This is a genomic window from Candidatus Falkowbacteria bacterium, from assembly GCA_018674305.1.
GTDB lineage: Bacteria > Patescibacteriota > Patescibacteriia > UBA11705 > JABHMO01 > JABMRF01.
This window is the reverse complement of the sequence record JABHAL010000010.1, coordinates 23,466-44,547: the sequence shown is the minus strand read 5'-3', so window position 1 is coordinate 44,547 and position 21,082 is coordinate 23,466. Positions and strand designations below refer to the sequence as shown.

25 protein-coding genes are annotated in these 21,082 nt (G+C 36.4%); 15 read left to right on the top strand and 10 right to left on the bottom strand.

The window, feature by feature from the left end; all coding sequences use genetic code 11:
• The first annotated feature begins 63 nt into the window (after positions 1-63).
• Complete coding sequence (rplU, locus tag HN643_04030) at positions 64-378, top strand: 50S ribosomal protein L21 (protein MBT7500809.1); 315 nt, start codon at positions 64-66, stop codon at positions 376-378.
• Between the two features lie 219 nt (positions 379-597).
• On the opposite strand, the gene recR is transcribed toward rplU, so the two are convergent.
• From recR to dnaB, 3 genes are read right to left on the bottom strand one after another with little or no spacing between them, the layout of a single operon-like run.
• Positions 598-1,200, bottom strand: coding sequence for a recombination protein RecR (gene recR, locus HN643_04025; protein MBT7500808.1), 603 nt, complete (start codon positions 1,198-1,200; stop codon positions 598-600).
• 52 nt (positions 1,201-1,252) lie between these two features.
• Positions 1,253-1,519 carry a YbaB/EbfC family nucleoid-associated protein gene (locus tag HN643_04020; protein MBT7500807.1) on the bottom strand — a complete coding sequence of 89 codons (267 nt, stop codon included), beginning with the start codon at positions 1,517-1,519 and terminating at the stop codon, positions 1,253-1,255.
• A 22-nt stretch (positions 1,520-1,541) separates the two neighbouring features.
• The gene (gene dnaB / locus HN643_04015) at positions 1,542-2,933 is read right to left on the bottom strand and encodes a replicative DNA helicase (GenBank protein MBT7500806.1); all 1,392 of its coding nucleotides are present in this window, start codon (positions 2,931-2,933) and stop codon (positions 1,542-1,544) included.
• A gap of 574 nt (positions 2,934-3,507) precedes the next feature.
• Here dnaB and HN643_04010 point away from each other — a divergent pair.
• Positions 3,508-3,720, top strand: a complete 213-nt coding sequence (locus tag HN643_04010; GenBank protein MBT7500805.1) for a hypothetical protein — start codon at positions 3,508-3,510, stop codon at positions 3,718-3,720.
• Between the two features lie 59 nt (positions 3,721-3,779).
• On the opposite strand, the gene HN643_04005 is transcribed toward HN643_04010, so the two are convergent.
• The 6 genes from HN643_04005 to HN643_03980 all read right to left on the bottom strand — a co-directional run bounded on the left by HN643_04005 (position 3,780) and on the right by HN643_03980 (position 11,282).
• On the bottom strand, positions 3,780-4,604 hold the full coding sequence (locus HN643_04005) for a bifunctional methylenetetrahydrofolate dehydrogenase/methenyltetrahydrofolate cyclohydrolase (GenBank protein ID MBT7500804.1): 825 nt from the start codon (positions 4,602-4,604) through the stop codon (positions 3,780-3,782).
• A 60-nt stretch (positions 4,605-4,664) separates the two neighbouring features.
• On the bottom strand, positions 4,665-5,915 hold the full coding sequence (locus tag HN643_04000) for a serine hydroxymethyltransferase (protein ID MBT7500803.1): 1,251 nt from the start codon (positions 5,913-5,915) through the stop codon (positions 4,665-4,667).
• A gap of 137 nt (positions 5,916-6,052) precedes the next feature.
• On the bottom strand, positions 6,053-7,942 hold the full coding sequence (locus HN643_03995; protein ID MBT7500802.1) for a FecR domain-containing protein: 1,890 nt from the start codon (positions 7,940-7,942) through the stop codon (positions 6,053-6,055).
• A gap of 148 nt (positions 7,943-8,090) precedes the next feature.
• Positions 8,091-9,683, bottom strand: coding sequence for a tRNA uridine(34) 5-carboxymethylaminomethyl modification radical SAM/GNAT enzyme Elp3 (locus HN643_03990; GenBank protein MBT7500801.1), 1,593 nt, complete (start codon positions 9,681-9,683; stop codon positions 8,091-8,093).
• A gap of 67 nt (positions 9,684-9,750) precedes the next feature.
• Positions 9,751-10,140: a four helix bundle protein gene (locus HN643_03985; GenBank protein ID MBT7500800.1), complete on the bottom strand. Its 390-nt coding sequence runs from the start codon at positions 10,138-10,140 to the stop codon at positions 9,751-9,753.
• Between the two features lie 56 nt (positions 10,141-10,196).
• Entirely contained in the window at positions 10,197-11,282 is a 1,086-nt protein-coding gene (locus HN643_03980) for a hypothetical protein (protein MBT7500799.1), read from the bottom strand.
• A 79-nt stretch (positions 11,283-11,361) separates the two neighbouring features.
• Between HN643_03980 and HN643_03975 the strand changes: the two genes are divergently transcribed.
• The 13 genes from HN643_03975 (at position 11,362) to HN643_03915 (ending at position 20,733) form a co-directional block, all read left to right on the top strand.
• The gene (locus HN643_03975) at positions 11,362-12,078 is read left to right on the top strand and encodes a class I SAM-dependent methyltransferase (protein MBT7500798.1); all 717 of its coding nucleotides are present in this window, start codon (positions 11,362-11,364) and stop codon (positions 12,076-12,078) included.
• 113 nt (positions 12,079-12,191) lie between these two features.
• Positions 12,192-12,809 (top strand): hypothetical protein, encoded by a 618-nt coding sequence (locus HN643_03970; GenBank protein MBT7500797.1) that lies wholly within the window; start codon positions 12,192-12,194, stop codon positions 12,807-12,809.
• Positions 12,810-12,941: 132 nt separating this feature from the next.
• Complete coding sequence (locus tag HN643_03965) at positions 12,942-13,679, top strand: hypothetical protein (protein MBT7500796.1); 738 nt, start codon at positions 12,942-12,944, stop codon at positions 13,677-13,679.
• A gap of 6 nt (positions 13,680-13,685) precedes the next feature.
• On the top strand, positions 13,686-14,450 hold the full coding sequence (locus HN643_03960; GenBank protein ID MBT7500795.1) for a hypothetical protein: 765 nt from the start codon (positions 13,686-13,688) through the stop codon (positions 14,448-14,450).
• Positions 14,451-14,618: 168 nt separating this feature from the next.
• Positions 14,619-15,260 carry a hypothetical protein gene (locus tag HN643_03955; protein ID MBT7500794.1) on the top strand — a complete coding sequence of 214 codons (642 nt, stop codon included), beginning with the start codon at positions 14,619-14,621 and terminating at the stop codon, positions 15,258-15,260.
• 158 nt (positions 15,261-15,418) lie between these two features.
• Entirely contained in the window at positions 15,419-16,072 is a 654-nt protein-coding gene (locus HN643_03950; GenBank protein MBT7500793.1) for a hypothetical protein, read from the top strand.
• Position 16,073: 1 nt separating this feature from the next.
• On the top strand, positions 16,074-17,438 hold the full coding sequence (gene murC, locus HN643_03945; GenBank protein MBT7500792.1) for a UDP-N-acetylmuramate--L-alanine ligase: 1,365 nt from the start codon (positions 16,074-16,076) through the stop codon (positions 17,436-17,438).
• A 9-nt stretch (positions 17,439-17,447) separates the two neighbouring features.
• Complete coding sequence (locus HN643_03940) at positions 17,448-17,606, top strand: hypothetical protein (GenBank protein ID MBT7500791.1); 159 nt, start codon at positions 17,448-17,450, stop codon at positions 17,604-17,606.
• 27 nt (positions 17,607-17,633) lie between these two features.
• Positions 17,634-18,581, top strand: a complete 948-nt coding sequence (gene murB / locus HN643_03935) for a UDP-N-acetylmuramate dehydrogenase (protein MBT7500790.1) — start codon at positions 17,634-17,636, stop codon at positions 18,579-18,581.
• A 26-nt stretch (positions 18,582-18,607) separates the two neighbouring features.
• A complete protein-coding gene (locus HN643_03930) occupies positions 18,608-19,195 on the top strand; it encodes a histidine phosphatase family protein (GenBank protein ID MBT7500789.1) in 588 nt (195 codons plus the stop codon).
• Positions 19,196-19,269: 74 nt separating this feature from the next.
• Positions 19,270-19,884, top strand: a complete 615-nt coding sequence (locus tag HN643_03925) for an MFS transporter (protein ID MBT7500788.1) — start codon at positions 19,270-19,272, stop codon at positions 19,882-19,884.
• Positions 19,885-19,966: 82 nt separating this feature from the next.
• Entirely contained in the window at positions 19,967-20,266 is a 300-nt protein-coding gene (gene raiA, locus HN643_03920) for a ribosome-associated translation inhibitor RaiA (protein ID MBT7500787.1), read from the top strand.
• A gap of 8 nt (positions 20,267-20,274) precedes the next feature.
• Positions 20,275-20,733: a GNAT family N-acetyltransferase gene (locus HN643_03915; protein MBT7500786.1), complete on the top strand. Its 459-nt coding sequence runs from the start codon at positions 20,275-20,277 to the stop codon at positions 20,731-20,733.
• Between the two features lie 64 nt (positions 20,734-20,797).
• Here the strand turns inward: HN643_03915 and HN643_03910 are convergent, their stop codons facing one another.
• Entirely contained in the window at positions 20,798-21,007 is a 210-nt protein-coding gene (locus HN643_03910) for a hypothetical protein (protein ID MBT7500785.1), read from the bottom strand.
• Positions 21,008-21,082 lie beyond the last annotated feature (75 nt).

Here is a 21,082-nt window from a genome sequence, read left to right as displayed (position 1 = left end):
ATCCTATGGTTAGTTAACATCTAAAATTACAAGAGAACATTCCCGTTTGTTTTCTTCAATAATATGAGTTTAGCAGTGATAAAAACTGGTGGTAAGCAGTACAAAGTTACCAAAGGACAATTAATGAAATTTGAGAAATTACCAGGTGAAGTTGGTGATAAAATTGAGTTTGACCAAGTTTTACTAAAATCAGACGACAAAGGTTCAAAGCTAGAAATTGGTAAACCTTTTCTTAAGGATGCCAAGGTTGAAGCTGAAATATTAGAACAAGCTCGTGATAAAAAAGTGATAGTTGTAAAATATAAAAGAAAGACAAGGTATAGACGAAAAGCTGGACACAGGCAACATTTTACAAAAGTTAAGATCAACAAAGTTTAATTTACAATATAAAAACAGGCCATAAGGCCTGTTTTTTATTTTTAATAATCATGCCAGGAGTTGTCCTTCGGTGAGTTACTTTTTGGCGTCAAAAAGTAACCAAAAAACGCTGGAGCTTCGAATTCGCGTGGGGACAATTTTTGTTCGTGGGAAGTGCGAGGGCGAACTCCGCCCCAGACCCCGTGGAATGCTAAGCTGAAAGTGTTGATTATAAACTGTTTATTTTAATTCTTGTCGCCCTTTCAGAGCATTACTCAATGTAATTTCATCCGCATATTCAATGTCAGATCCCATTGGAAGTCCTCGTGCGAGTAGAGTTAATTTTATGTTTAGAGGTTTAAGAATGTTTTTTAAGTAAATAATAGTTCCTTCACCCTGAATGTCTGGATTCAAGGCTAGAATAATTTCTTGAATATTGTTTTGTTGTATTCTCCTCAATAACTCCTTTATTTTTAGTTTGTCCGGAGTGATGCCTTCAGGGGGGTCTATTTTGCCACCAAGTACGTGATATAGTCCCTTATATTCACCTGTAGCTTCAATAACATTTAGATCATGGAATTCTTCAATTACACAAATTGTATTTTGGTTTCTGGTTGAATCAGAACAAATTGAACATAATCCTTGGTTTTCGGAAAAATTAAAACAATCTGGACAAGTAAAGTTGTGTTTTTGCAGTTCATACAGGTTTTTGGCAAATTTTTCAATTTCAGCACCAGGTCTCTTTAGTAAATAAAAAACAAACCGCTCAGCAGTTTTGCGTCCAATTCCCGGTAGGCGAGAAAAGGATTCGATTAGGTTGTTGATAGTTTCAGGATAACGCATAAAACGAGGTGGGTAGGGCCTGTACACTGTGCAGGCCTCATTTCTGGTAAAATTAAAACAGTCCACCGAGTTCACCTTGCATGCTCATGGCTGCCTGGCGTTGAGAATTTTGGATTGCATTATTTACAGTTTGTTTCAAGAGTCTTTCTAATTTTTCTTTATCTTCGAGTAATTCATCATTAGTAATTTCAAGAGAAATTACTTCTTGTTTGCCATTCACTGAAAGCTTAATTCCGTTTTCTTCATGATCAAAGTTCATGCTGGCCATTTTGGATTGTAAGTCTTTTGCTTGTTTTAGCATTTTTAGTTTGTCGAACATAAAAATAATACTTTATAATAAATTATTCATCAAAGCTGGATTCATGTTGTGAAAATCGTTTATCAAGGTTACGAAAACTGGCCTTAGGTCCGTCAAAAAAGAGTTTTACTAGGCCAGTAGGCCCGTTTCTATGTTTGGCAATGTGAACTTCAGCAATATGTTTTTCCTGCGCCGTCAATTCTTCATCTCGGTAATTTCTATCTGAAGCTTTACGGTAAATGAAGAGTACAACATCAGCATCCTGCTCAATTGAACCAGATTCACGCAAGTTCGCTAATTTTGGAATCGCTGGCTTGTTCATTTCTACCGCACGGGATAACTGAGATAATGCTAACACCGGAATATCTAATTCACGAGCAATTCCTTTAAGTGCGCGAGTGATTTCTGCTACAGCCTGTACGCGACTTTCAGAGTTGGCGCGCGCTTCCATCAACTGAAGATAATCAATTACTATCATTCCTAAATTATGTTCAGATTTTAATCGTCGTGCTTTGGTTCGGATCTCCATTACATTTAAGGTGGCTGAATCATCAATGAAAATTGGAGATTCAGATAATAATCCCATGGCATGACCCAATCTAGGAAAATCATCATCATCTTCACGGTCAGATAGGCGACCGGTTCTTAGTTTCCATAAATCAACGTTTGATTCAGCGCAGAGCAGGCGGTCAACCACTTGCTCCTTGGACATTTCCAAGCTGAAAATACCAACTGGTACCTTTCCTCGAATACCAATTTCTCGAACCATGTCTAATGCTATGGAAGTTTTTCCTACAGATGGCCGGGCCGCTAAAACAATTAAGTCTGATTTTTGGAATCCTGCTAGAAGAGTATCTAGTTCAGTAAATCCACTGGCCAAGCCACGCATTTGACCAGAGTTTTTGTGCATATCATCAATCCTGTCAAAAGTGTCGCCCAGAATGTTGCTAATTGGAGTAAAACTTTGTTTCAAAAAACGTTGTGAGACAGTAAACAGTTTTTGTTCGGATAGGTCTAGTAATTTATCAATGTCCTCATCTTCATTGCTGGATAAGCCCACAATTTCAGTTGCCACACGTTGTAATCGTCGCAAAGTAGCTTTTTTCTTGATAATGTGAGCGTATTGTATAACATGACTGGCCGTAGGCACAATATTAGCTAGGTTCGCCAGATAACTGCGCCCCCCAACTTTTTTTAAATGATTTCGTTCTTCTAAAAGGTTAGTTATGGTTAACAAGTCAATTGGTTCTTGTCTTGAGTATATATCTACCATGCCTTCATAAATGTAGCGGTGGGCCTCTTTGTAAAAATCATCAGGGTCTATAATGTCCGCAATTTTGTCTAATGCATGTTTATCTAACAAAAGAGAGCCTAGCAAAGATTGCTCAGCTTCTAGGTTTTGTGGTGGGATTTTGCTAGGTAATTGATCGGACATATTTATTGAAAATTATAATTAATCAATTGATCAAAATCTAAATTACTGTTGAATTGTTGGTCGGTTGAGGAATATAGAAATACAAATTCAAAAGTGAAATTCGTATTTTATCATTTTGAGTTTTGACATTGTTTAGGATTTGGCAAATTGGTCAATTGATCATTATCTATCTACATCTTATTAGAGTATTGTAATAAGCACAAGTGAATAGACTCTGGATAAGTATTTTGTGTAAAATTAGCTTGCAGTTAATCTGGCTATTGACAAGTTGTTAAGTATATGCTATAATGCAGTTACGTTCATGCTGAGAGCCTTTGAGTTATTCAGCGTGAAGCCCGAGGTGGGGGTGATGCCACCATGCGTAGTTGGCGAGCAGAGATTCCTCTAGCTCGTGGCACCCAGTTCGGAGGGGGAAAAATGTCCGACGTTCTTTAGAGCTAATTTGATAATAAAAAACGGAGGGACCACGAATGACTGGCGATTGCTGATGTGAGCTCATAGTGTACGTTTTTTGAAAGGTCGCAATTAAATTGAAATGTTGAAACTTTGTAAGTCGACCACCTGGATTTGTCTCGTGAACGTACACATCGAGCAGTTAACTGAACAGCTTGGCTGGAAAACCTGGAAAATCGAGACTTTTCGCGTAAAATCGCGTAAACGTCGAGGTAGTCAGGATCGAACAATAGTGATTCGATTCGGGCGGTTTAACCCTCCCTGTAAATTGTTAAGCTTGAAGGAGGCCGTTCGCATGCAGACTCTGCAGCAGACTGAAGAGCCACCGGGCTAGTTCGTTTAATACTTGTTATAATATTGGGCCTGACTCTAAGGAGCAGGCCCTAAATTTTTTTAAAAAGTTTTCAGTTCAACAAGGTTTTTTAGCAACATGGCAATGGTCATGGGACCTACGCCACGAGGAACTGGAGAAATATATTTTACTTTTTCAATTACATCATCAAGATCTACATCACCTATAATTTGTTTGCCAACTTTGTTTATTCCCACATCAATAATGATAGCATCTTGTTTTATTGAGTCTTTAGTAATTAAATTAGGATTTCCTACAGCGACTATTAATATGTCCGCTTTTTTTGTGGCTTCAGACCAATTATCTTTAGTCGTTATTACTTCAATTGTATTTTTGGCTTGCCAAACACATTTAAATGGATCAGCAAACATTGGGGTGTTGCAAAGAACACAAATTTGTTTATTCTCAATAACTTCACCAGTAGATTTGATCATTTCGATAATTGCTCCGGGTAGCGGAGGCATTAATTTGTAGACACATTTCTGCATGTTTTCTCGGTTAGTCGGATGAAAACCGTCAATGTCCTTCCGGAAATCAAGTTCAGCAATAACTTTGTCAGTATTATATTGGGGGGGTAAAGGTAATTGAACTAAAATCCCGTCAGTACTGGGATCAGAATTTAAAAAGTGGATGGTTTTGATGAGTTCTTCTTCGGAGAAATCTTTTTCGATGGTATAACCATGAAAGTCAATTTCGCATTCGTCACAAGCTCGTTTTTTTAATTTAACATATAAGTTTGAGCTTGGATCATCTCCAACTAAAATAGCAGCCAAGCTTGGTTTTTCTTCCATTTCTCGAACTTGCTTTTTAATTTTTTGGATAAATTTTTCGCTTAGATCATTACCATCTATTATTTTTTCTATCATAGTTGATTTGAATATAATTTGATCATATGATTAATACTTTTTGTTAGTATTAGTATATAATTAGTTATTTAATTCTGGATAGAGCGGGTATTTCGTGGTCAACTGCTGAATCTGTTGTTTAACTTCAGAATGAACCTGCTGATCCTCTGGGTTAGCTAAAGTTTTGGCAATGAGTTCACCAACTAATTCAAAGTCTTGTTCAGTAAAGCCACGAGAGGTCATGGCTGGGGTTCCTAGCCTGATGCCAGATGGATCCATCGGGCTTCTTGGGTCATCGGGGATCATGTTTTTATTACAAGTGATGCCAACTGAATCCAATAGTTCTTGAGCCTGTTTGCCAGATAAGTTTTTGTTTGAAACATCAATTAATAATAAATGATTTTCGGTTGTACCAAACATTATTTTGTAATCATGTTCCTTTAGTTTGTTTTCTAGAGCTTTGGCATTCTTTAGGATTTGAGCTGCGTAAACTTTAAACTCAGGTTTTAGAGCTTCACCAAAAGCAACGGCTTTTCCTGCAATATTATGTTCATGTGGGCCACCTTGCAATCCAGGGAAAACGGCCTTGTCAACTTTTCCGGCCCATTTTTCTTTGCATAGGATCATGCCTCCGCGAGGGCCTCTTAAAGTTTTGTGAGTTGTAGTTGTAACAATATCAAAGATTGGTACAGGATTGTTCATTACCCCAGCTGCAATTAAGCCCGCTATGTGCGCAATGTCAGCCATGGTTAAGGCTCCAACTTCATCAGCGATTTGTTGAACTTTTTGGTAATCAATCTCTCTGGAATATGCTGAGTAGCCAACTAAAATTAATTTAGGCTGATGTTCTTTGGCCATCTCTAGTAAATTATCATAATCAATCAATCCGGTTTCTTTGTCAGTTTTGTATCTTATGAAATTGAATATTTTTGACATGGAAGTAACTGGATGTCCATGGGTTAAATGACCACCATGTGATAGGTCCATCCCCAAAATTGTGTCGCCTGGTTTAAGCAAAGCAAAATAAGCTGCAATATTAGCTGGCGCACCAGATAATGGTTGAACATTAGCATGCTCAGCTTGAAATAGTTGTTTCGCTCGGTCAATCGCCAGTTGTTCGGTAATATCTACGTTTTCGGTTCCACCATAATAACGATTACCTGGATAACCTTCTGAATATTTGTTAGTCAGGACACTACCCAGCGCTTCAAGAACTGATACTGAAACAAAATTTTCTGAAGGAATGAGCTCAATTACTTCTTGTTGTCGTTTGAGCTCTTTTTCTATGGCCTCAGCAATTTGAGGATCTTGTTTTGATAGGTGAGTAAGCATACTAAGTTAATTATCAATTAATCAATTTATCAAATCCTAATTAAAATTCAAAACTCAAAAGCTTTAAATTTAAAATAATTTGTATTTTGAATATTCGTATTTGTTTAGAGTTTGGTTAATTGGTCAATTGGTTATTTTTAAAAATTGATTTTTACTTCATTACTATAAACGCCACAACTACTACCTAAGTTTTGACAAATACGAAAGTAGTAAGTTTTTCCTGTTTCTAGGTTTGCCCAGGAGTCATTAGTTGCGGTATTGGAAGTTATTAGATGGTGGTCTTTGCTTGGAAAAGTGATTCCAGGACTTTCACCCATGATTACTTTAAATCCTTTGGTAACTGGAGTGTCTGAGTTTTCCCAGGCTAGGTCGATTTTATTTCCATTTTGTGCACCAATTAAAGTTAATTTACCAGTTTGTTGTAATTCTTCGAGTTCAATAGCTACATTATTGCTGTACAAAATACAGACATTGTCTTTGAGTAGGCAAACTCGAAAATAATATGTTGCAGGAGTAAGTTTTTTCCAAGTGTCATTACGTTCATTACTATTTAATGAATGATAGGAATTACCTGGATAAACAGGATCTTCAGTTTGAGAGATAATGGTTTTAAACCCATCTGTTGGGTTCAAGTCATTACTTAAATTCCAACTTAGCGTTATATTTTCGTCTTCTTTTGTGGCAACTAAAGCAATTGACCCCTCGGTAACATTGTTTTCACCAACAGAAGTTTCATAATTATCTGTATAATTAGAGCACTCATTTTCACTGTTTAAGGTACAAATACGGAAGAAATAGTGACCATCACTTAAGTTTGACCAAGTGTCTGAAAAAAGAGTTGATTTGACTGAATGATATGGTGCATCTGGATATGTTGGATCTTCGGTCCCACCTTTTAGGACAATGAAATCTGTGAAGTCATCAAGGTTCTCAGATTCCCAGGATAAAGTAACTGCGTTATCTTCAGTTTTGCCAGATAATGTTAGAATAGATTTTTCTTTCGTAGAGGTTATTAAAAGTAATCTCTTGTTTTTGTTTTTGCCTTTTTGGACAACAATTTCAATTTCGTTTTCACCTGAACCTAATAAATATTCAGTTTCAAAGTGCCCATCGTTGTTATCCAGTTCTTTTCCAGACATAAAGATGTCAGCGCCAGGCTCTGTTTCACCAGCGATGGTGATTTTCTCATTATCAACGGTCATTTCCGCTTTTTCAGGTTTCGTTATAACTAATTTTATAGTTTGTTCAAAGATGCCAGTAAAAAATTTATAATTTTGGTCTTGTTCCAGGTTCCAGGCGTACCAATTGTCGTCAATCAGGTCATTGCTGGAAACATCTTCAGTTTCTATCATTTTTTCTAAAGCTAAATCAGGATTAATTGTTGCCGTGGTGCCACTATCAATTGTTCTCATGTTAATAATATTTTCATCTTTGTCATATATTTTAGCCTTGACTCTGCTTTCCGTTACAGTGACTTTAGTTAATTGACTAGTTGTAAAAACATTAAAGGCTGTTCCGAGGGCAGTCAGCTCAGATGAACCGTTTTTGACGCGGTAGATTGCAGTGGAACTATCATTAACTCGATGAAAGGCGGTTCCGTTTAGTTGCTCAATAATAATATCGGCCATCCCGATTTCTTCAAGTTTGATTTGAGTGTCGGCCTTCATGCGAATTAAGCTTTTATCAGGTAATTCAATGATCGCTTTTGAGTCTGAGCCGGTTTTGATATAGCTTTGGCTTTCAATTTGAAAATCTGGACCTATGGCTTGCCAGTTTTCATTTGGGGCTTTGATTTCGAGGCTGCCGTCAGCAAGCAGTACTTTTGCGGAGTTGATAGGCAAATTATTTTGATCAGAAAATTTTTGGTCGTTAATATCTTCCGGGGAAGTGTTTTTGATAGAAAAGTATATAAAACTACTTACGGCGATAATTACTATTAATAAAAAATAAAAGCCTCTTGTTTTTAGAAAGGGTTTTTTGTAGTAACTTTTATGTTTAGGATATTTTGAGCCTGAGTATACTTTCATGTTAGATTTTAGGTTAAAGTTGTGATATTTAAGTAAGTTTATTTTATACTAAATTGGTGTTTTTGCCAAGACTAGTCGAGGTTAATGTATATTAATTGAAGGTACTTTATTTTGAGTGGATTAAATTCAGGAAAGGGTTTCGGTGTTTTTATTTCTTTGTTTTAGTCTTACAACTTAAATCTTTAATCATATATGTCCCAACTTGCTTATAGCCAAGTTTTTTGTAAAAACCGCGTACGCCTACGCCAGAAATCACGGCCATTTTAGCGAAGCCTTTTTTCTTAGCAAACTCTTCAGCTTCCAGTGTTAGTTTTGTTCCAAGTCCTGAATGTTGAATGTTCTTTTTCTTTTTTTCTTTTTCTAAGGGAGTTAAACGACCGTAAGTGTGAATTTCGCGAATCATAGCACAATCTTGAAGTTCTGGAATAAAGTTTTGCTCGTCTTTGTGTGGTAATCTTAAACGAAGGAATGCAAATAACTTCTTTTTATTATAATTTGTTAGTTGATAAAAATATTCATCAGCATCAGGTGCCTGGTAGTGAATTTTGGATAGCTTTGCTTTGTCTAATCCTTGTAAATCTTCACGCGCTTCGCGACAACGAATACATTTACAGAATTTACCTTGCTTATGTAACTCCTTTTGTAGATCTTGTCTTAGGTTGGAAATAGGATTGCCAGCTTCAATGCTTTCAAGTGGAATGTCTCTAATTAAACGGATGATTCTTACATAGGCTGGTACTAACAACTTTATTTTGATAAGTAAATCGAATAATTTTTTTGCTGAATAAGGTTTGTATTTGCCTTGTTTCCACCAACGAAAAAGTAGGGAGTTCTTTGTTACAACCGTTGGGTAAATTTTAATCAAGTCCGGCTGAAATCCTTCGTCTCCGAAAAGAGTTTTAAAATCTTTTAAATCCTTAGCAGTGGTTGAGCCTGGCAAATTCGGCATCATGTGGTAGGCCACTTTGAAACCAGCCATTTTGAATAATTTTGTAGCTTCAGCTACTTCCTTGATATAGTGACCTCTTTTATTTAAATGCAAAACTTTATCATTAAGCGATTGTACACCAAGTTCTACTTTGGTTGCTCCAAGTTTTCGCCAGTAGGCAATTTCTTTTTGGGAAACATAATCAGGTCTTGTTTCTATAGTTAGAGCAACAATACGATGTTTGGCGTTTTCGTTCCACTTGTGAGCTTGTTCTATATTCTTGGCAGTTTTTCCATTACAAGCATCAAAACATCTTTTTATAAACCAACTTTGATATTGTTTAGGAAAGTATGACCAGGTGCCACCCATAATGATTAATTCAATTTTATCGGTCAGGTGGCCATTGTCAGTTAGTGCGCGAATTCGTACATTTACTTGGGTAAACGGATCAAACTTAGTTAAAATTGCCCTCATAACTGCCGGTTCATTTGATAGGTAGCTTTTGGGCATTAATTTTTCGTCTGGACAGTAGGCACATTTTCCTGGGCAGGGGTATGGTTTTGTCAAAACTGCAACAGGGGCTACACCTGACAATGTGCGGATTTTTCTTTTTTGTAATAATTTTTCTAGGTCTTCATTGTGAGGTAGCGCTTTTTTCTTGAGCATTTGTCGATATAAATACAAAAGTTCGGCATTGCTTATCATGCCGATCTTGTGTTTGTTGGCAAACTGGCGTTTGACTTTGTTTAGGCGATTAGAATTTTTTACCTTCAAGCCAGCTAGTTTCAAAACTAGTTGTTTGTGAATATTCATAGGACAACAGGGCTAAACAGGGCTAGAAAAGGGAACGGGGGACAGAGAAATAGGAGGGCAACAAAAGTTATAATTGATTACGTTTCTTTTCGAGAGATTGTCTTGTTCTGTCAATTAAATACATGGTTTTTACGCAGCGTTCTTCAAACTTTTTATATAGATTGTCTCCAAAATATTTGTGTTTATAAACTCTTCTTCCACGAGTATAGACTTCAGCACCTGAACGTCTACTGTATTTTAGAAATTTAATATATTCACCGAGATAACCGGAATAGTATCCCTCAACAAAGTTTGAGGCGACAGAATCGTTTGAGCTTTCTAGTTGGTTATATATTTTGTATTTGTTTTTAGGGATACACATTAAAATGTCCTGCACGATGTCATCAAGTTGTTCGATGCTTTGCCAAACAACCATCTTAGTATGACCACCTAAATTTTTACTGTTTGCTTTGTTCATACATTACACAGTTGAGCCTTGTTGCCTCGTATAGCCTTGTGTAGCCTTATTTTTTCTTAATAAACTAACTTTAAGTCTTTTATAATATCATTAAAATAATCTTCGTAAAGTTTAACGTCAGTCTCGTTAAAGATTGCCATATGCATATGAATGAACTTGTGTGTGTTGATCATTATATCGGCATACAGCTTTGCACCCTTATCAAATGTTTCGGTTTTGTATTCTACAAGTGTTTGATATTTAAATTTTTGTTTTTTTACTGGCTTTACTTCAAGTACGAAATCTTCATTGTAAATTTTTTCAGCGCCTGTCTTGGCGGAAACGTTGAAATCGCCCAGAGTGTAATCTTTTCCGGACTCTAGGGTTAGGATTTCCAAATAACCGGCACCGGTAGAAAATTCAAATAAAGAATCGTGAACAATTGTCATTTTGTTATAAACTGCGTCTGAGTGTTGCAAGTTTTGTGAGAAATTCCAACTGTTCGGATAATCAATACTATAATGTTCTGAAATTTCTTTTTCAGCTTTGACGTAGCTGGATGGAATTTGGTTTAGGTTAGCATTGGTAATGCCAATTCCTAGTTGCCGCATTATTTCAAAGGCACTTTGCGGTCGTCCAAGAAAGTAACGCTTGTTGTCGTTTGGGTTTAGGTACCAGGCTTCGCCGTTGTTTTCAACTTGAAGTAGAATGCGTCCTTTTAGGTTATTAATCAAAGCATTGTTTACAGGTAGTGCCCCTTCACCATTTGGATTATTCCAACTTTCGACTTCCGATTTGTCTAAAAAGTCATCACCATCGGTATCTGGATTGTTGTAATCTGTTCCAATGGCAGTTTCCAAATCATTGCCCAGGCCATCAAGATCATTGTCATTACCAGAAATATTGATTAGGCCAATTGGGATTTGTTTTAGATTTTCATTGGTGATTCCTAGGCCAAGTCCACGCATAATTGCAAAGGCATCATCAGGTCGACCTAAATAGTAGCGGTTGTTGCTGGTTGGATTAATGTACCAGGCTTCGCCATTAGATTCTACTTGTAAATAAATTTTTCCTGAATGAAAGCCAGCTGCGCTTGCTAAAATTGGCAAAGCTGTCATAATTAGAACGATGCATAGTACTTGAAGTTTTTTTGATTTTGACATACACTATTGTGAATTATGAAGTATGAATTAAGAATTTAGTAACATTACTATAATAGCTTAAATTTGATATTTATTCAATATGGATCTAATCGAACAAAATAAGCAAAGTTACAATAAGATTGCGGAATTATTTTCTAGCACTCGTGGTTATGTTTGGGGTGATATTTCCTTTTTGGCAAAAAATATCAAGGATGGCGATAACATTCTTGATTTGGGTTGTGGAAATGGGCGGCTAGTGGAAAGTTTACAGGTAAAAGGTGAAAGTATAAGTTATTTAGGTATTGATAATAGTGAAGGGTTGATTAAACAGGCACAAAAATCATATCCTGATCAGAAATTTGAAGTTTGTGATGTATTGGATATTGGGGATTGTGAATTGGGTATTAAGAAATTTGACGTTATCTTCATGGTTTCTTCTTTGAACCATTTTCCAAAGGATAATCAACAGTCTGTCATAGAAAATGTGAAAAGATTGTTGAAACCGGGTGGAAAACTGTTGATGGTAAACTGGAATCTTTGGAATCGAGATAATTTAAAATCAATCTGGAAAAATGTTTCGCTGGCCATGATTCTTTTTGGTGAGCGTGGAGTTACAACTCATTGGAAAACCACAGGCGTCGACGTTCCACTCTATTATTACGCATTTACAAAAGGAAGAATTAAAAGATTACTTCAGAAAAACGGATTTACAGTGACCAAAAACTATTACAGCGCGAAGAATGATCCGGATCGGCCAGGAAAGAAGAGCTCGTGGTTACGAGGTTTAAATATAGTGACGGTTGCGAAGTTAAAATAAAAAAATATTCAGGACTTCTATTTTGAGGTCTTTTTTGGTCCTTGTTTCAGTTGACAAAGATATAAGCCTATGCTAAATTAAGACCTTAGTTCATTCAAATATGAGGTTGAGTCATGAGTTACTACAAGCGTTTTGAAATGCGACGCAGTTCGCGAGTTGCCCGAGCCATGGATGTTGATTACTCGCCAGTTTCATTCTCGTTTTTCTACTTTGTGTTGGTAATACTGGCGTTTATGTTTTTGGCAATTTCAGTTTTGTTTGTAGCTGTACCAGAAGCACAGGCTCAGATCAAAAAGCCGACAAAAGAAAATCCGTTACTGATCGGTATAAACAGAAGTCCTTCCAATGACGAGATTAACGCTGGGATGACTTTATTGTATCGATATTTTGAACAGGCAACCAAAGTTAATGAACGGGCAGTGGAGGCCTTGTATCCAGATATTGACTGGGCACCAGTCTGTAAGAAGGAGTTATCAGTTGAGGAAAAGAAAGCCGTTCTGAAAAATGCACTCAACGATATGACATTTTTTGTGCAATACTGTGATGTTTTTTACGGTATGGTTCACATAAAAGCAGCTTCTGTGAAGAACAAGGCGATTGCTAGGAAAAAGTGTAATCAAGATGAAGATATGGTTTATCAAACCATTCTCAAGGTAATTGAAAAGCTACGTGATGCAATGAGCGCAGAAATTCTGCGATTAAAAACTGATTTAAGTAATTTAGAGAAATAATACACAGTCCTTACTCAAAGTAAGGATTTTTTTGTTGAAAAATAAGTGGAAATCATGTATCATAAATCATGTAACATGTAACAACTACAAAATACATTTCCCCCAGTTTCAGGTTGTGGGAATACTTAAAATATGAAAACTCTAGAACAATTACAAGAGAAATCTCTCAAAGCAAACTTTGATGAACGCCAACAGCGACATTTTGATAAACTAATGTCTGAGTTAGAACAAGTTTCAGGTGGACTTGGTTTTGCTGAACTGAAAGAGAAAGCTGAGGGCGGTGATAAAGATGCCTTGCAAGTTATGCGCAATTATATCGTCAAGAAAGAGGAGGTTGTTGAGTTTATTGAAAATAAGGAGGTGCCAATAACATGGGAATGTGATATTGAAGTGCTTGACAAAGTTATGTTTTGGAAACCAGGGGCTGGTCATCATGGTAAGATTTGTCCAGTTATTGATATTGAAGCTAACGGTAATTTGATTAAAATAAGAACAGGGGTTAACGGGGTAGCGGAGCCGTGGATTTTAAAAAAAGACTTGATAAAAGTTCAAAAAACTGAAGAAATGTCAGTTGGCGATATTGTTTATAATTTTGATGTGAAGTCGATTTTCGGATTAAAATTACTTCAAAAATACCAGATAGATCCTAATGATTTTGATATTCAGGGCGTTTTGGATAAGGGTGTAAGGAAGGATTTTGAGAAGCATGAACTTAAAACCGCAAAAATTTTAAGAGTTTTTTTTAATAGTAGTCTGCCAGATAAGCTTTTAGCTCTCGTTCATTTTGATTTCAATACTGTTACTGGAGGATCACTGAGTTTTGCTTGCTCTTATGATATTGAGAAACTGAAAAAAGCTATAAAAAAATAATTTATTATGAATTTCGACTCTGAACTACAATCAAAATCTTTGAAAGCTAACTTCGACGAAGTTCAGCAAGCGCGTTTTGATAAATTAATGTCTGAGTTAGAACAAGTTTCAGGTGGACTTGGTTTTGCTGAACTGAAAGAAAAAGCTGAGGACGGTGATCGAGAAGCACTACAAGTAATGCGTGATTACATCGCCAAGAAAGAGCAGATAGTTGAGTTTATTGAGAAGAAGGAATTTCCGGGTGGAAAATTTGAAGAAGTTGAATTACACCCTGGTGACCAGGCCCAGATTTATAGGGACAGTGTCTGGCAAAAATGTGAAATCATTCGGAAAGATTCAGACGTCGTTGATATAATTCATATTAAATTGGAAGGTGAGAAAGAAGGATTTAGTCTCCCTGTTAACAAAGATCAGCTTTTTAAAACTTCAGGAAATGAGATAAATGTAGAAAATGTAGGTTTTGTAGAGGTGTTTGAAAGAAATAAATATTATGGATTGTGGGTCGGGCAAAAATTAAAGTTTCTTGATCAATCGATGGCTAAAGAGTTCTGCCCAGAGTTACCTTGGCATATTGAGGCCATTGACGTGAAAGATGTTGAAATAGAAAGATTTGCAGTTCCGCGAGGAGATCAAATACAAAAGAGTGGTTTTGAAATATTGGTAAAAATTATGTTTAACGTTGGTCAAGGCCTTCCATTTGCAAAGATGATTATGGTAAACACTGACAAGGTTGCAGAATATTTTGAAGTATTAGAAAAAGACAATGAATAATTATGAAATTTGTCCGCACAGCGGACTCCGCTACGCGGAGAAGCAATACTAAGTATGTTAAATCTCCCGCAAACGGGATCCCGCTATGCGGGACGAGAACAATAACGAATAAAATACCCAATACCCAATACCCAATAACCAATACACAATAACCAATAGTTAATCCTCATGAAAAGCATAGAACAACTAACTGAAAATTCACTCAAAGCTAACTTCACCGAAGTTCAGCAAGCGCATTTTGATAAATTAATGTCTGAGTTGGAAGAAATCTCAGGTGGGCTTGGATTTGCTGAACTGAAAGAGAAAGCTGAAGCCGGTGACAAAGAAGCACTTCAAGTTATGCGCGATTATATCGCCAAGAAAGAGGAGATTGTTGAGTTTATTGAAACAAAGAAAATAAAAATAAAAATTGGTGATATTGTTTACATGTTTCCATCCTATGGACGTAAAACATTTGAAAAGGGTACAGTTGAAAGCATTGATGGGAATAATGTTGAGTTTTTATCTGAGACAATAGGAAAACATACAACTCCCATAGGCTTTGTGCTAAAGGAATCAAGTCGTAGCGTTAAAACTCTTCAATTTGGAGAAGCAAAGTTGTTAGCTAGTAGAGATTTATACGAACACTCGATTGGTGATAATTTTATAGAGAAGTCAGACAGGGCTCGGCCGGTAAAAATTGTTGGTTTTACTATTCAATCTGGAATAGCTCATGTTTTGTGGGTATTTGATTTTGAAATAAAGGTAAATAATGATATTTTTAATGAAGATGTACAATCTTTTAATAATAGATTTAAAAAAGTAGAATAGTCTATGAATCACGTCCGCATAGCGGACTCCGCTACGCAGAGAAGCAATACTAAGTATGTTAAATCTCCCGCAAACGGGATCCCGCTATGCGGGACGAGAACAGTAACGAGTAAAATTTCTAATACCCAATAACCAATACCTACTAAAAAATATCAAATATGAAAAGCATAGAACAACTAACCGAGAAATCCCTCAAAGCTAACTTCACCGAAGTTCAGCAAGTGCATTTTGATAAATTAATGTCAGAGTTGGAAGAAATCTCAGGTGGTCTTGGATTTGCTGAACTGAAAGAGAAAGCTGAGGCCGGTGACAATGAAGCACTTCAAGTTATGCGCGATTACATCGCCAAGAAAGAGGAGATTGTTGAGTTTATTGAGACAAAGGTGGTGAAAATAGAAGATCTTAAGTTTGACGAAGAAATTACAGTTGAAGATATTGTTTATTATAGGAATGCTACAAAGTGGATTCGGTGCACTATTCTTAGATTAGAGAGTGACGAGATCGCTATAAAATTTCCAGGACAGAATGGGTCTGTATTAATAACTTCTCCTGGTGCTGTATTAAAAGAATCGGATGTTCCGTTTTATGAAAATAGTAAAGAGTACTACTTGGCAAAGAATGAATTTGATGGTATTGTGATTGGTGAAAAATATCAATACGAAGATGCTGTTCAAGTTGACACTTGGATAGTTACTGGTTTTCTTATAGATTCATCTGGAGACTTGTGTGTTGCTCATAACGTAGATAGCAAAACTGACATAAATTACGTGTCACTGTCCTGGTTCAAAGAAAATACAAAACAAATCAATTAGTATGAATTCAGATAATATAAAAAAAGTTTACATTTCAGGAATAGGCGGTATTGGCGTTTCAGCTGTGGCGCGGTATTTTAATTGTCATGGAGTAGAAGTTGTTGGTTCGGATGTAGAAAAGTCTGAAATAACTGAAGCATTGGAAAAGCTGGGCATCAAAATTTATTATGAGCAAAAAGCGGAGAATGTTACGTATGCTTGTGATTTGTTTGTGTATTCATCCGCCGTCCCCAATGATAATCCTGAAAGAATTAAAGCAAAAGAACAGGGTATTACTCAAAAAAGTTATTTCGAAGTTTTGGGTGAGCTTAGCCGTGAAAATAAAACTGTGGCAGTTTCTGGCACACATGGTAAATCAACAACTACTGCGATGCTGGCCGGAGTGCTGATTGACGCACAAAAAGATCCTAGTGTAATTTTAGGGTCATGTTTTGATAAGTTAGATAAGAATTTTCGTTGCGGACAATCGGAGCTATTAATTATGGAGGCTTGTGAATACCGAGCTCACATGTTGCTTTTGAAACCGCAAACAATTATTTTGAATAATATTGAAGAAGATCATTTAGATTTTTACAAAGATATAAATCATATTAAACAAACATTTCAGCAATACATTAGCGGTCTGCGTGATCAGGATGATGTATTAATTTATAATAATGATGATGTTAATATTCGAGATCTTATTTTACCAAAATGTAAGCTGATTAGATATGGATTAATCGGTGGCGCAGACGTGTGGGCTGATAATGTTCGCAAGTTACCAGGAAAACAAGTCTTCAATGTGGTTTATTATAGTCAGGATATCGGTGATTTTGAGTTAAATGTTCCTGGTGATTATAATATTTATAATGCCTTAGCCGCGATTGCTTACGCGTTGTCTCTGGATGTTCCAATTGGAAAAGTTAAGCAAGCACTTAGTGAGTTCAAGGGGATATGGCGTAGGTTCGAGGTTATAAAGAATGAAAAGTATACAGTAATCTCAGACTACGCTCACCACCCAACCGCTATTCAGGAAACAATCAAGGCTGTTCGTGAATTTTTACCTGGCCGAAGGGTTGTTGTAGTCTTCCAACCGCATCAAAGAGATCGAACTAAAAAGTTGTTTGATGATTTTGTGAAAAGTTTTGATCTGGCTGATGTTGTTATTGTTCCGGAAATTTATGATGTCGCGGGTCGTGAAGAAGGACAGAGTATTAGCTCCAAGGACTTGGTTGAAAAAATTAAGCAAAATGATCCAAAGAAGCAAATTGAATATGCTGAAGATTTAATGGAGGCGAGAGTAAAGGTCAAGTCCATAATTCAGGATGAAGATGTTGTTTTGGTGATGGGCGCTGGAGATATTTATAAGCTTGCGAGTGAGATTTAATACGAATATATGGATGATCAAATACGTAAAAAGGGACGGCCAAAAAAGCAACAAAAGAAGAAATTTGCCAAGTCTTCAGGTTCACTGAGTGGTCAATTAGCCAGAACCAAATCAGCGAAGGGTTATGCCAAAACAGGCAAAACCTCTGTTAAGTTGAAATTTGATTAATTGGAAGGATTTTGTTATAATGTAACTATGAAACAGCAGTTATCTCAAAAAATCGGACTGGAGGTTTTGGAAAATGAGCCTTTGGCAAAATATACTACTTTTAAAATTGGCGGACCCGCCAAATTTTTGGTTAAAGTGAATAATAAGATTGATTTGTACAAGGCAGTGAAAGCAGCTCGTGAGTTAAAACTGTCTTTTTTTATTTTGGGTGGTGGCAGTAATGTATTAGTCTCAGATAACGGTTATGACGGGTTGGTTATTAAGCTTGACGAAGGGCAAACAGAGTTTTCCACTTCTAGTGCTAAAGTATTTGCTGGTAATAGTTGGTCAGGTTTTATTCGCGATAGCGTGAAACATGGACTTGGTGGATTAGAATTTGGAGCTAATATTCCTGGTACGGTTGGCGGGGCGGTTTATGGCAATGCTGGCGCTTATGGTCAGGGAGCTGGTGATTATGTTGACCGCGTAGAGATTATTGATGTCGAAGGCGAAGAGGTTAGTCTGATAGTTTTGAGTAAAGAAGAATGTGAGTTTGCTTATCGAGAAAGTCTTTTCAAGAAAAATAAACATTGGATTATTGCGGAAGTGGTTTTTCGTTTAATTGCTGATACCAATGCAGCTGAGAAATTAGAGCAAATTGAAGATGAATGGAACAAAAGAATGTGTTCGCAACCGTTAAATCTACCTAGCGCTGGCTGTTCATTCAAGAATTTACTTTACACGCCAGAATTGGAAAAATATAAGGATTGGGAAATCAAAGGCAAGTTGCCGGCCGCCAAATTTATCGAAGAACTAGAGTTAAAAGGCAAAAAGATCGGCGGAGCTATGATTTCTGATGTACATGCAAATTTTATTGTTAATTTCGATAATGCCACAGCTGATAACGTAATGCAGCTCATTAGTTTAGTAAAAACAAAAGTACGTGATAAGTTTGGTGTTCAGCTGGAAGAAGAGGTTCAATATGTGGGATTCTAAAGTTAAAATATGAAAAGTTAAATTATATGAAAATTTACCTAATCCGCCACGGCGAAACTACAGGTGACATCGAGGATCGGTATGGCGGTGATTATGATGATCATCTTACCGACAAAGGAAAAAAACAGTCTCAAAAACTGGCCCAACAACTTCAGGGAAAAGGAATTGAAGTTATTTTTGTCAGTCCAAGAATAAGAGCCAGGGAAACAGCAGAAGAGGTTCGCAAATCATTAAATGTTCCGGTTGAAGTAGTTGAGGATTTGAGAGAAAGAAATAATTACGGTGTTTTGTCCGGCCTTACAAAGGTCGAAGCAAAAGAACGACATCCTGTTGATTTTGAAAAAATTTCTGAGGATAAAACTAATCATGATGTTACAGACTCTGAAAGCTATGAAGATATCACAAAAAGAGCAACTGCAGTTTTTGAAAATCTTTTGCATGAGGATTATGACACAATTGCCATTGTTTCTCATGGCGGAATTATCAGTACCTATGTACGAGAAGTTTTGAGTAAGGGAAAGAATATTAAGCTCGGAGATTGTGCGATACTTGAGATAGTTAAAGAAGGTGATCAGTTATCTTTAAATTGTGTGGCTAGGGCAGAGCTTCGTTAAGTTCGCAATAAGTTTTCATTCAACTTCAAGAAGAAGTACAATACGTGGGATTTTAATATCTAATACTTAAAATTATGAACTATAGATCTTTAATTCGAGGAGTTAAAAATTATAAAGTTAGTTTGGTTATAAAGCTATTAATTCTTTCGGACACACTTTTGTATTCAGCAATGAATTTGCTAGCACCAATTTATGCTTTGTTTATTCAGAACGAAATCGTTGGTGCAAATATTACCACTGTCGGTATAGCTTCAGCTTTGTATCTAATTTCTCGGTCTATTTTTGAAGTGCCGGTTGGGATCATGATAGATAAAATTAAGGGAGAAAAAGACGATTGGATTATAATGGTTTCGGGTTTGTTCCTAGTTTCAATTGCTTATTTTGGATATATGTTTGTCGGCCATATTTGGCAAGTGTTCTTATTGCAAATCATTCTTGGTTTAGCAGCAGCTTTGGCGAATCCGACATGGTGCAAGATGTTTACTCGTCATTTAGATAAAGGAAAAGAGGGTGTTGAGTGGAGCATGTACGATGTGATAGTTGGTGTAGGCGCAGGTTTGGCCGCAGCACTTGGTGCATTTATAGCAGATATATATGGATTTGATACTGTATTCTTCATTGTCGGCATTGTGGCAGCTTTCTCAGCAATTGTATTATTATTCCTAAAAAAAGAATTATATAAAACGTAACTAAAAATTAAAGAGGAGCAAGAAGGCTAAAGAAGATAATAAGGACAGTTTATTGTTATCTCCTTTATCCCTTTTAAATAATATGAAAATCAATCTCAAGGCAAAAAATTTAGAGTTAACAGCTCAGATCAAGGATCATGTTGATCAAAAAATAGGCGGGTTGGAAAAGTATTTTAATAATATTCAGCAGATTGATGTTGAAGTTGGCAAGACTAAAGCTAATCAGCAAAAGGGTGATATTTTCTTTTGTGAAGTTAATGTTAGCGTGCCAAAGAAACTACTTCGTTTTCGTAAAGAGTTTGGGGATGTAATGAAAGCCATTAATGAGGCGAAAAAAGGAATTCAAAACGAGATAACCAAATACAAAAGAAAGTCTTTGTAATTAATAATATGTTTAAAGAACCAACGCCGGAGAAATCGCCGGCTCAGATTAAAGAATTGCAAAAATTTACACCAGAAGATTTAGAGTGGTTTCGAAATTTGGAGGGTAATGATGGTTGGGTGGCAACTGATTTTAAGTTTTGTAAAAACCCGCAATATTTTGTGGTTTACGGTGAAAACAACGAAAAGTTGGGTGGTGTTGGTGTTTACGATACTGAAGATGATCAGAATATTACGCATACAGTGGTGGCATCCGAATTCCGTGGTCAGGGATTGGCTTCCAAGTTTAAGTTAGAAATAATGGAGGAGTTAGGTTTAGATTATTTTATTGGAACAGTAGATTTGGATAATATTGCTTCTGTTAAATCAATTGAAAAAATGCCTGGCATTCGCAGGGTTAGTGATGAAGCTTATGAAAAGGAATTTCATAAAGCTAAGTTCCGTTACGATCGACCTGAAAACGATTAAAGATTTAAGTTGAAAGATTAAATAAAAAGCCGCCCTGATTTGTTCAGTGCGGTTTTGATTTTGCTTAAGCTGTGAAAAACAGGTCTTGGTGTGAACCTATGGGCCCAATTTTTACTTTGCCTTCCCCGACAAGAATACCAAGATTTAGATAAAATCTTCCTGATTCAATTTCAAGATGGTCGAGGATTTCCTGCATTTCTGGTTGCATATACCATTTTAGCGGGATGCTCCGTTGTTTAATTGCTTGGATAATTTTCTCTTGAATTGCTGTCAAAAGACACCTCCTTTGTTAGCTCACCATTGATTAAAGTTAACATATAATTTGAGGTGAGTCAAGGTTGTTTTTATT